This window comes from Microcoleus sp. (assembly GCF_049646505.1).
In the GTDB taxonomy this organism is placed as follows: domain Bacteria; phylum Cyanobacteriota; class Cyanobacteriia; order Cyanobacteriales; family Microcoleaceae; genus Microcoleus.
The window spans coordinates 1-12065 of the sequence record NZ_JBARVX010000611.1 but is presented as its reverse complement, the minus strand read 5'-3'; the positions used below and the strand labels follow the sequence as shown (position 1 = coordinate 12065).

Genomic DNA, 12065 nt, shown 5'->3' with positions numbered 1-12065 from the left:
GAGATGTTAAATCTGGCGTTGCTGAATACAAATATGAATTCAAGATTTCCCAATTGCTATAAGCCAAGTATGCTGAGCTTTGTAACATCAAGCGAAAAGTTGATTCATATTTAGAATCAGCAACGCCAAAATAATTAACACCGTTTCAATGATTCATTCGGACTATCGTCATCACCTTGGTTTTTGAGAAAAATTCTGTAAAAAACTAGCTTGATGCAGGTGGTGATGTGCAAGTCCCGATTCAAAATCTCAAATCTCAAATCTCAAATCTCAAATGGTCTAACTTGCTTTTTAAGTTTTAAAATTATGAGCTACGACCCCCGTTTTGACCGCTACAGATCGCCGAACTTTAAACGCCCAAAACCGTCGGGCGATCGCGGGAGGAATAGCGAGGCGGCGCGTACTTTGTGGGAAAAACAATCTAAACCCAGAGTTTCCGGCACAAACGGCCACCGGGCACAACAGACGGTTCCACCTTGGCCCCGGTGGTCGCAGGAGCGTTTAAAGCGCAACAAGTTTCGGTTGTGGGCCGTGTGGGCAGTTGTGATGCTGGGGGGGCTGGGGCTGGCTGTGAATTTGTTTTATTTGCAGGTGACGCGAGCTCCGGCGCTACGCAAACAGGCCGAGCAGCAGCAAACTCTCAAGTCTAAGCCGTTTGTTCCGAGACGCCCGATTGTTGACCGCGCGGGGAATGTTTTGGCGATCGACAGACAGGTGTACACGCTCTACGCTCATCCGAAGTTGTTCAACCATACAAAGGCCGAAATTGCGGCTTCCTTGGCTCCGATGCTGCCGGTCGAACTGAGTCCGGGCACTACGCCGGAAACTGAACTGTTGCGCCGGTTTAATCTGGGCGAAAGCGGTATTACCATTGCCGATTCTCTGGCTCAAGAGGTGGCAGATCGCGTGGGGCGGATGCAAATTAAAAATAGTCTGGTGGATGGGCTGGAGTTGGTGCGACAGCAGCAGCGTTTTTACCCGCAGCAGGATTTGGCGGCGGATGTTTTGGGTTATGTGGATGGGGAACGGAAGGGACAAGCTGGGGTAGAGTACAGTCAGCAGAATTTGCTGGAACGATCGATGCCCTCGATTCAATTTAGCAAGTCGATCGACGGACAGTGGGTTCCCGATCGGCTGACTGCAGGTTTTGTCCAGCTTGATGATTTGAAATTGCAACTGACGATCGACAGTCGCTTGCAGCGGGCCGCGCGGATTGCTCTCAAAGACAAAATGAAGGAATACGCGGCGAAGCGGGGCGCGGTGATTGTGATGGATGCCCGCAACGGGGAATTACTGTCAATGGTAGCGGAACCTACATACGACCCAAATCAATATTTTAATTTCGATTTGTCGCGCTACAAAAATTGGGCTGTAACTGATGTTTACGAGCCTGGTTCGACTTTTAAAGCGATTAATGTGGCGATCGCCCTCGAAGCCGGTGTCGTCAAACCTAACACTGTATTTAAAGATGAAGGCCGGATTTATATGGATGGCTGGACTATCCAAAATTCCGATTACCAACAAGCAGGTGCCCGCGGGCCTTCTACTGTAACTCAGATTTTGAAACATTCCAGTAATGTGGGCATGGTACACCTAATGAGAAGCATGAAATCTTCTCTTTACTATCAAGCTTTAGAAAAACTCGGACTCGGACAAACTTCCGGAACAGATTTGCCTTTTGAAGTAACCAGTCAGCTCAAAAATCGACAGCAATTTATTAATTCTCCCGTAGAAGTTGCTACGACTGCTTTTGGTCAAGGTTTTTCGATTACTCCCATACAGTTGGTACAGCTTAACGGAGCTTTGGCCAACGGTGGCAAGTTGGTAACACCTCATGTGGTGCGGGGACTTTTCGATCGCGAAGGTCAAGCTTTTTGGAAGCTTCCCAGGGCGGTTCCGAAGCAAGTTTTTTCGCCGAAAACTACTAAGCAGGTTTTAGAAATGATGGAAACTGTGGTTGATGGCGGTACGGGAAAAGCAGCCCAAATTGCTGGGTATCGGATTGCTGGGAAAACGGGTACGGCTCAAAAAGCTAATGCTGGTGGCGGTTATTCTAACAAGGCAATTATTACTAGCTTTGTAGGGATAATGCCTGTGGAGGCTCCTAAGTATGTTGTCCTAGCAGTGATTGATGAACCCAAGGGCGGTTCGGGGGGAGTTGTCGCAGCGCCGATTGTGGAGTCAGTGATGGAAGCGCTGATTAATATTGAGAAGATTGCGCCGACTAAGAAGTAGGAAAGGCGGGCGATATCAATTCCGGTTGCACTCATACCGGAATTGTTGAGAGTTGACTGTTGAGAGTTGACTGTTGACGGGCGGGTGGAAAAACTGAATGGTTGAGTGTTAACTGTTGATTCGATTTTATGATTCCGATGCAACCGGAAACGATAGGAATAGAGATAAATCCTGTACAGGCTCACTTCACCTTTTTATCGCATTGATGCCCAGATCCATTAAACCCGCCCCGGCCTGCATAATTTTAATTCACTGCCGATTAATTGATGCCAATAAAATTCTGTCGGTGGGTGGTGCGGGTTGACAAATATTGGGTTTTGCTGCTGATATTTGGGTGAACGCGCCCCATGCAAGATTTGCGTTTCTTGACTGGATATCAGTAGCAATATCTTTTTTTGTTGCTGTTGGGATTAGATTTTGATTGTGTTTTCGAGGTGCGCTGATGTCCTAAGAGAGTGGAGATAATCACGCACCGATCGCCATTTTTGAGATTCGGATGAGATAGTGTGAGGTTTCCTTTTGCTTGAATGCTTGTTAAACCGCATTCGTCAGTCTGGTTGTAAACTGGGCAACCTCGATAATTGAACATCGCTCGCCAGACTGTTCCATTTTTTCTAACTTGATTTGTGTTCTCATTGACTAGGCGCAATGTTGTATCATTTGTATGTATTTGAATTTGCGGTTCTAAGCTTTTCCATTCACTGGCTGGCACTTTGGCCGGGGAAATGTCGGATTTGTGAATTGCTACCTGTACGCTTTCTCCAACTTTTTTGAAGCTGGCTTGCCATGATGTGTTGTCGCGTTTGGCGTTGCTTTGGGCTAGTTTCATTGCCCAATAAGCTCGATCGAGCGATAGCTTTAAACGGTGGTTGTTTATGAACATTAGCCAGCTTGGGGCGGCGATCGCGCTGAATATGCCGAGGATTGTGACAAGAATTAATATCTCAAGAAATGTAAAACCTGCAGCCGATGCGGTGGTTCGGCTTCTGAGCAGTTTATTAATTGACATTTCGATGCACTCCTAAAAGTTTAGGTTGAAAAAAGGTTGTGGTAGATATTTTGGATTAGGCTTATTTTAATTGCTGAATTTGGTGTTTGTGTAGATCGGTATTGTAAAACTTTATTAAGAATAAAAACATCCGCAAGCAATAGCAGCACAGCACAGTCAGGATGCTCGCTCAAACGGCTCTTTCGCAATTATGACGATAATTCATGCTTATAGCTTTCATTATTGATCGCTCGTTACCAGGCTCTGCCTGGTAATGCTTCTGGGGCGAGGCTCTGCCTCCTTTGAGGAAAGCAACTTACAGGAGAGAAGACTGTAGGAGGTGTTTAAGTTATTAAGTTTTCGAGCCTAAGTCCCGAATCGATCGCCAATTACCAATTACCTTTTTCCCCATTACCCCGCAGCCAAATATACATTTTCCCCCAAATATCCCAAAGAGCCATCCAAAAATGTCAATCAAACAGCCAAAAACCTCTGAACCACCTCATCGCTCAATTGGCTAGTGCTTCCCGAAGCCACAATTCCCCCTTTTTGCATAGCATAATACCAGTCAGCTTGCCGCACAAAATGCAAATGCTGCTCCACCAACAAAACCGAAATACCCCTAGTCGCAACCACCCGACGCACCGCAGCCTCAATATCCAAAATAATAGACGGTTGAATCCCCTCCGTCGGTTCATCCAAAATTAGCAATTTCGGCTCACCCATCAAAGCCCTAGCAATCGCCAACTGCTGCTGCTGTCCCCCGCTCAAATCACCCCCCATGCGATCGAGCATAGTCTTCAAAACCGGAAACAAATCAAAAATTTCATCAGGAATTTCAGGATTTTTAACCGCAACTGGTTTCGCTTCCAAACCCAAAAACAAATTTTCTTTAACACTCAACCTAGGAATAATTTCCCGCCCTTGAGGCACGTAGCCGATGCCCAACTTTGCCCGCTGGTGAGTCAACTTAGAAACAATCGACTCACCGCCAAAATTAATCTTACCGCTGCGGGGTTGCAGCAACCCCATCAGCGTTTTTAGCATCGTAGTTTTGCCAACACCGTTGCGGCCGATCAAACAAACCATTTGCCCCGCATTAACGGTTAAATCGACACCGCGAAGAATGTGACTTTCGCCGTAAAAAACATTCAAATCAGAAACTTTTAGCATAACTGTTGGTTATTGGTTATTGGTTATTGGTTATTGGTTATTGGTTATTGGTTATTGGTTATTGGTTATTGGTTATTAGTTATTGGTTATTGGTTATTAGCTAATACCAATAACCAACTGCCAACTGCCAACTGCCAACTGCCAACTGCCAACTGCCAACTGACTACTCTTCTGGTTTTCCCAAATATACTTCAATAACGCGATCGTCATTTTGCACCTCATCCATCGTTCCTTCACACAAAACAGCACCCTGATGCAAAACCGTCACCTTTTTAGCAATTTGCCGCACAAACTCCATATCGTGTTCTATCACCAACACCGAATGACTTTCGGCCAGCGAAATCAGCAAATCTCCAGTCAGCGCCGTTTCCTCATCAGTCAAACCAGCCACAGGTTCATCCACCAACAACAAATCGGGAGATTGAGCCACCAACATCCCAATTTCCAACCACTGCTTTTCCCCGTGAGAAAGCAAACCAGCAGGAACATCAGCTTTAGCAACTAAACCAATTGTTTCTAACAAACCTGCCACCGTGCGCTTTTCCGCCACAGGAGAACCCTTAAACAGAGTAGGAAATACATTTTTATTGCCGTTGCAAGATAGCTCTAAATTTTCCCTCGGCGTTAAATTTAAATAAACTCGCGGCGTTTGAAACTTGCGGCCAATACCCAGGCGAGCAATCTGATATTCCGACAATTTGCGTAAATTGCGACCTTTAAATATTACCCGCCCTTCCGTCGGCTGCACCTTCCCGGTAATCGAATCGAGAAAAGTGGTTTTTCCCGCACCGTTGGGGCCAATGATAACTCGCAGTTCGCCCGCATCCATACTAAAATTTAAACCGTTAATGGCTTTGAAGCCGTCAAAGCTAACAGTCAAGTTTTCTATTTCTAATACTTTTTGGTTCATAATTTTAATTCTGCAATATAGAACAACTGGCTTTCCTTAGACTTGCATTGCCTAAATATTTGATTAATACGGGAACCGCAGATTTCATGCAGATTAACACAGATTAACGCAGATATTTTTTAGAAGGCAGAGCGAATGAATGTAATGGAAGTTTCTTGCAAGGTGCGTCAGCTAATAGTCTTTGGAAAAAACAATAATTTTGCAGGCTGACGCACCCTACAGCCGATTTACTCTAACTGAAAACTGCTAGAGTTGCTCGTTACAGGAGCTGTATGTGCAGCCATAATTCGCTCAGCCAATTTCGAGAGCGGCAGACTTTGCAAATACACTTTTCCCGGCCCGGTTAGCTTGACTAAAAACAAGCCTTCGCCGCCAAATAAAGCATTTCTAAAGCCGCCCACAAACTGAATATCGTAATCTACAGTCGGCGCAAAAGCTACCAAACAGCCAGTGTCTGCCCGCAAGACTTCGCCAACTCCCAAATTTTTCTCAACTATTGTTCCTCCCGCATGAACAAAAGCGAGGCCGTCACCCTGCAATTTTTGCAGAATAAAGCCTTCTCCGCCAAAGAAACCGGCACCGAGTCGCTTGGTGAAAGCTACATCAATATCAATCCCATTTGCCGCACAGAGAAATGAGTCTTTTTGACACAGAAATTTGCCGCCAAGTTTACCTAAATCGAGGGGAATTATTTTCCCAGGATAGGGGGCGGCAAAAGCGACGCGGGCCTTGCGATTTCCGCTGTTGACAAAGGTGCTAATAAAAAAACTTTCCCCTGTTAGCATCCGTTTGAAACCTTGAAATATGCCACCACCTGTGGCTGTTTGCATCTGGATGTCGCCTTCCATGTATGTCATGGCTCCCACTTCAGCTCTGACGCCTTCTCTGGGGTCGAGCTCAATTTCGATGAGTTGCAAATCGTGGCCGTAGATTTTGTAGTCAATAACATCTGCCATATATTTCCCCTCATGTTAAATAATTGAGTTATTTTACTACAAAATCTTTAGTTGGAAATCCGCAAGCATACCAGATATCATTTTTGAGCATTCAATGTTCAAGTTCTTCTTTTTCTCGCTGTACTTCGGGGTCTTGTTCCAGGCTGGGGTAAGTTGATGCGTACTTTGGTTTTCTGAACAGGTGGCGGATGTGTTCAAAATCTTGATTTTGCAGCCATCCGACTATGCCGTCGGGCAAGACTGTGACTACTATTAAAAATAGCGCGCCTTGGAAAAATAGCCAGAACTCTGGAAATTGTTCGCTCAAGAAACTTTTGCCAAAATTGACTAGCAGCGCTCCCAATATTGCCCCAGATAATGTGGCGCGCCCTCCTACTGCTACCCAAATTACCATTTCGATGGAAAATGCAATATCCATTGCTTTTGGGGAAATGATTCCGGTTTGTACGGTGAATAAAGCGCCTGCTATTCCGGCTAAACCGGCGGATATTGCAAATACTAAAACTTTGTATCCTGTGGGATTGTATCCTGAGAAACGCAGGCGCACTTCGTCGTCGCGAATTGCTATGAGCAACCGCCCGAAACGCCCGCTTGTCAGCCACCGGCAGAGGGCGTAGGTTGCTACGAGAAATAGTACGGTGAGAATGTAGAAAATATATTGAGTGTCTCTACCGTTTACTGAGGCTCCGAACAGGGTTTTAAAGTCGGTGAGTCCGTTGGTGCCGTTAATCAGTTTTTGCTGGCCGTTGAAAAAGTTAAAAAATACAATGGTTGCTGCTTGGGTGAGAATTGAAAAGTAAACGCCTCGAATTCGATTGCGGAATACTAAGTAACCTAAAAGTCCGCCCAAGATGGCGGGAATGAGAAATACTGCGACGACACTGAAGGGAAAAGAGTAAAATGGTTGCCAAAACCAAGGAAGTTCATTAACGCCGTAGAGGCTCATAAATTCGGGCAGTTGAGTGCTGGCTGTTGGGGGAATTTGCAGTTTTAGGTGCATGGCGAATGCGTAGCCGCCTAGGGCAAAAAATACGCCGTGTCCCAGACTGAGCAAACCTGTGTATCCCCAGATTAAGTCTATGCCGAGGGCTGCAATTGCTAGTGCTAAAAATCTGCCCAATTGGTTGAGACGAGCGTCTGGAAGTATTCCTGGGACGAGCAATATGAATGTCAGGGCGATCGCCCCTACAATTGCTGCTTCTTTTAGCCGTGCCTTTTTTTGTGTATTTTTCATTTTTTTGGCGATCGAAGCTGTAGTTGTTAATTCTCAACAGTGCGTCCTTTTTGCGGAAAAATTCCTCCCGGCTTCACTTGCAGAAAAGCCATAATTAAGGCAAATACCATGACTTTTGCCATGCTGGTGGTGGCGAAAAATGTGAAAAAATCAGCTAAGGGCTTGACAGGAGCAAACATTAATGCTAGTGTTCCAGAGCCGATCAGGTAATTTGCAGTGCCGATCGCCATTGCAGCAACTACACTGCCCACAATCTTGCCGACACCGCCCACAACCACAACCATAAAAGTATCGACAATATAATTTTGTCCGGTATTTGAGCCTACCGAACCGATCAGACTAATCGCGCAGCCAGCGACACCAGCCAACCCCGAACCCAAAGCAAAAGTCAGCGCATCTACTTTCTCGGTAGGTATGCCCAAACAAGCGCTCATGCTGCGATTTTGAGTCACAGCGCGAATCCGCAATCCCCACACAGACTTTTGCAAAAATAGGTAAATTCCCGCCAAACAAATTGCTGTCAGCGCAATAATAAAAAGTCTGGCGTAGGGGAGTTGAAAATTGCCCAAGGGGATGCCGCCGCGCAGCCATGCAGGCGCAGTCACATCGACGTTTTGAGCGCCAAACCAAGGTTTAGTTACTGCGAGTTTGTAAGTTTCGCTTAAAAGTGCGCTGACAGCCCAAGAAATACCCAAAGACAAAGGTAAAATTATGGCGATAAATGTGCTGCGAGTGCGATCGAAATCCGGGCGCCGCTTCAGCACCTGCAACCCGCCAAAAAATAGCAAACAAAACACCGCAATTCCCGCTACCAGCACCCAACTAACACTGCGGACAAACTGCTGCAAAATTAAACTTACGCCCCACGTCGCCAGCAAAGTTTCTAGGGGCCGCCCGTAGAGATAGCGAATCACTCCGCGTTCGAGAATTAATCCTACCAGCGCCGCTACTAAAAAAGCTAAAGGCACGGCAAATAAAATATACATTTCAAAGGCAAATCCTCCCATACCTTTGAAGACATTCTGCACTACAAAAGTTGTATAAGCCCCCAGCATCATCAATTCGCCGTGAGCCATATTAATCACGCCCATCAACCCGAAAATAATCGCCAATCCCAGGGCTGCAATTAGTAAAACAGCGCCGATACTAATGCCGTTAAATAAACCGTCGAGTATGGCCATTTTTTTTCCTTGCTTTTTTATATACAAAAATATTTGTTCTAGAGGCGGGTTTTATCTCCTTGGTGTCAACTTAGAACTAATACCCTCTGTATAATATGGCTGGTAGCCGAGTCTCGATCCCCCTAAATCCCCCTTAATAAGGGGAGTAGGGGTTGACTTTGAATACTTCAGTTCACAATTAAACAGGTGGAATTTAAATACTCTTGTCCCCCCTTATTAAGGGGGGTTAGGGGGGATCGAAGATACGTTACCAAGGTTAATAAAATTGGTCTTGGCTACTTAGGTCGCCTTGAATTTTCCGCCTTTTGCGGGGTCAGACCAATCGCAAGAAAATCCTTGTGTTTCAGCGACAAACTGGTTCCAAGGAATCGGTTTCACTGCTTCTGGCGTAGCAAAAACGATGTCAAACAAACCGTCATCTCTCACTTGACCCAACCGCACAAATTTAGCAAGGTGGTGGTTGTTTTCCAGGGTAACTTTGCCCTCCGGCGCGTCAAAGGTTTGACCCAAAGCTGCTGCCCGCACTTTGTCCAAATCGTCGGCTGTCCCGGCTTTTTCGACGGCTTGCTTCCACAGGTAAACCATGATGTAAGCTGCTTCCATCGGGTCATTGGTCACTCTGTCATTGCCGTATTTTGCTTTGAAGGCTTCGACAAACTTTTGATTTTCCGGAGTGTCCACTGTCATGAAGTAGTTCCAGGCGGCGTAATGACCTTTGAGGTATTCTACGCCGATCGCCTTTACTTCTTCTTCTGCAATACTGACAGACATTGAGGGATACTTGTCCGGCCCCAAACCTGCACCCTGCAACTGTTTGAAAAATGCGACGTTGCTGTCGCCGTTGAGGGAATTGAAGATGACCCCGCCGTCTGGCAAAGCTGCCTTGATTTTAGTAATAATTGGCGTGACTTCTGTACCCCCTAAAGGAATGTAATCTTCCCCAACTAATTCGCCGCCTTTGGCTGCTATCTGTGCTTTGATAATGGTGTTTGCCGTGCGGGGAAAAACGTAGTCAGAGCCGACTAAGAAGAATTTTTTGCCTTTATTTTCTAGCAGCCAGTCAACTGCTGGTTCGATTTGTTGGTTTGGGGCGGCCCCGGTGTAAAAGATGTTTTTTGAGCACTCTTGACCCTCGTATTGTACGGGATACCAGAGCATATGATTTTTTTCTTCAAAGACTGGCAATACTGCTTTGCGGCTGGCGGATGTCCAGCAGCCGAAGACGGTGACAACTTTATCTTGGTCGATCAATTTTTTGGCTTTTTCGGCAAAAGTCGGCCAGTCTGAGTTGCCATCTTCTATTACTGCTTCGATTTGTTTTCCGAGGACACCTCCAGCTTTGTTGATTTCTTCGATCGCTAATTGTTCGGCATCGACAACGCTTTTTTCGCTGATGGACATTGTGCCGCTCAACGAATGCAAAATTCCTACTTTGATCGTGTTTCCACCGCCTGCTGCTGGTGCAGTTCCTGTTGCTGCTGGAGAAGCGGCTGGGGTGGCTGTTGGAGTCGGAGTTCTACAAGCTTTGAGGAATAAACTTGATGTGAGGGTAGCAGAACCGTATAAAAGAAATTTCCGCCGATCGAATCGCTTGGTCATTTTTCTTTGTTACTCTTAAATAGCTCAGTCAGATGATTGAGAATAATAACATATGACGAGCTGATATTAAGACTTGGTTTAGTATACTGTTGTATACTGTGATACGAAAGTTGTTGTTGATTGACAAATTTAAGGTTTTGTGGGATGTTGTGGAAAAATTGGCAGAAATAAAGTTGAGACACCAAAATATGTCATGTCAGCAATTAGTCTGAAATTAGAAACTCGCTTTTTTATACAAACAGGTGATTGATGCTTGGAGTTAGGCAGAAATTCGATCGCACGTTCATAGGAAAATATCAAAGCAGATGACGATCGCCCTTTATACAAATATAGCAACAGCAACATGGGGCTAGACATAAATAACCTAATGAATACAGCCGATACCCGTCAAGCATAAATGGTTTGATTCCCCTACTCTGCAACTGCTTTCGGAGTCAACTGTCCACTGTCCACTGTCCACTGTCAACTAATTTATGGAGAATAGCGGACTCGAACCGCTGGCCTCTGCGGTGCGATCGCAGCGCTCTACCAACTGAGCTAATTCCCCTGATTGACTTTCAATTTAGCATTTTAGATGCCCGATTGCCGAATCTCAAAGGCTGGCAAATTGCATTTGCTTTCAATTTTGCAAACCGTGACCAACATTAGCACGTAACAGCTAAAAACGTCAAGAGTTTTCTGCGGCCGGCTCGGTGGGGGCGATCGAGCAAAGTTGAGTAACTCTGTCCAACTCTAAATCAGCCAAATAGTCCACCGTCCAATTAGCTTGGCGCTGGATCATGTGAAACGGGTAAGTGTGAGTCACGCCCGCTACCTGCATCCCCGCTTTTTTCGCCGCTTCTATCCCCGCAAAAGTATCTTCTAGGGCCAAACATTCGATCGGTTGCAGGTTCAAACCGGGATACTTCTGGTTGAGAAGTTCCACAGCCAACAGATAGCAGTCGGGTTCTGGTTTGCTCGCCGTCAAGTCGTCACCTGCGACAATTAACTCAAAATTTGCAGCCAAACCGGCTCGCTCTAGCACTAATTCTATATCCGATCGCATGGCCCCGCTAACTACGGCCATTTTGAGTCCAGAAACGCGAATTTTGTCAATGAATTCTGCCAAACCTGCATAAATCGGCAATGTTTCCAAACTATCTATTTTTTCTTGATAAGCTTTTGCCTTGCCTAACAGCAAGCGATCGAGGTATGTTTCTGTGAGATATCGTCCCCGGCGCTGCAGCAGTTCGGTAATGCAAGCGCGATCGCTCTTTCCCAAACAAATTTCTCGAAACTCCCCGCGTTTGAGTTGCAGATTTTCATCTAGCATCAGGCGATCGATTAAGTTCTCGTGAATCGACTCGTCATTAATAATAACGCCATTAAAATCAAATAAAACTGCTTTTAGAGTCATTGGTTATTGGTTATTTGTTGTTGGTTATTTGTTGTTGGTTATTTGTTGTTGGTTATTTGTTGTTGGTTATTTGTTTTTGGTTATTTGTTGTTGGTTATTTGTTGTTGGTTATTAGTTATATCGTTTCCGCTTGTATTGGAATGATTTAACCACAGAGAACACAGAGTACACAGAGGGAGAGAATATATATCTGAATCATTCCGATGCTACCGGATTTGATATTATTGGTTATTAGTTATCAGTCATTAGTTATCAGTCATTAGTCATCTTGCCCGAATAGCGAAGTCAAAGGGTAGTCATTAAGCTGTCGGACAAATAAACATTGTATGTTCAGGGCGGGACACCCCACAATACGGGGAATTGTTTTGTGACATATAATTTATATACCGCAAC

The 12065-nt window shown here is 45.4% G+C and carries 10 protein-coding genes and 1 tRNA gene; 1 reads left to right on the top strand and 10 read right to left on the bottom strand.

Going from position 1 to position 12065, the window contains the following annotated elements; genetic code table 11:
- The first annotated feature begins 306 nt into the window (after positions 1–306).
- Positions 307–2235, top strand: a complete 1929-nt coding sequence (locus tag WBA89_RS28510) for a peptidoglycan D,D-transpeptidase FtsI family protein (protein ID WP_424410987.1) — start codon at positions 307–309, stop codon at positions 2233–2235.
- 376 nt (positions 2236–2611) lie between these two features.
- On the opposite strand, the gene WBA89_RS28505 is transcribed toward WBA89_RS28510, so the two are convergent.
- From WBA89_RS28505 to WBA89_RS28460, 10 genes are all read right to left on the bottom strand, one after another.
- Positions 2612–3244 carry a pilus assembly FimT family protein gene (locus WBA89_RS28505; protein ID WP_424410986.1) on the bottom strand — a complete coding sequence of 211 codons (633 nt, stop codon included), beginning with the start codon at positions 3242–3244 and terminating at the stop codon, positions 2612–2614.
- A 453-nt stretch (positions 3245–3697) separates the two neighbouring features.
- Positions 3698–4396 (bottom strand): urea ABC transporter ATP-binding subunit UrtE, encoded by a 699-nt coding sequence (gene urtE / locus WBA89_RS28500; protein ID WP_424410985.1) that lies wholly within the window; start codon positions 4394–4396, stop codon positions 3698–3700.
- A 163-nt stretch (positions 4397–4559) separates the two neighbouring features.
- Entirely contained in the window at positions 4560–5306 is a 747-nt protein-coding gene (gene urtD, locus WBA89_RS28495) for an urea ABC transporter ATP-binding protein UrtD (RefSeq protein WP_424410984.1), read from the bottom strand.
- A 227-nt stretch (positions 5307–5533) separates the two neighbouring features.
- Positions 5534–6262, bottom strand: coding sequence for a TIGR00266 family protein (locus WBA89_RS28490; protein ID WP_424410983.1), 729 nt, complete (start codon positions 6260–6262; stop codon positions 5534–5536).
- Between the two features lie 91 nt (positions 6263–6353).
- Positions 6354–7496 (bottom strand): urea ABC transporter permease subunit UrtC, encoded by a 1143-nt coding sequence (gene urtC, locus WBA89_RS28485; RefSeq protein WP_424410982.1) that lies wholly within the window; start codon positions 7494–7496, stop codon positions 6354–6356.
- Between the two features lie 26 nt (positions 7497–7522).
- Positions 7523–8677, bottom strand: a complete 1155-nt coding sequence (locus WBA89_RS28480; protein ID WP_424410981.1) for an ABC transporter permease subunit — start codon at positions 8675–8677, stop codon at positions 7523–7525.
- 279 nt (positions 8678–8956) lie between these two features.
- Complete coding sequence (gene urtA / locus WBA89_RS28475; protein WP_424410980.1) at positions 8957–10276, bottom strand: urea ABC transporter substrate-binding protein; 1320 nt, start codon at positions 10274–10276, stop codon at positions 8957–8959.
- Between the two features lie 129 nt (positions 10277–10405).
- On the bottom strand, positions 10406–10633 hold the full coding sequence (locus WBA89_RS28470; RefSeq protein ID WP_424410979.1) for a hypothetical protein: 228 nt from the start codon (positions 10631–10633) through the stop codon (positions 10406–10408).
- A gap of 117 nt (positions 10634–10750) precedes the next feature.
- Positions 10751–10823, bottom strand: a tRNA-Ala gene (locus WBA89_RS28465).
- Between the two features lie 120 nt (positions 10824–10943).
- Entirely contained in the window at positions 10944–11672 is a 729-nt protein-coding gene (locus WBA89_RS28460; protein WP_424410978.1) for an HAD family hydrolase, read from the bottom strand.
- Positions 11673–12065 lie beyond the last annotated feature (393 nt).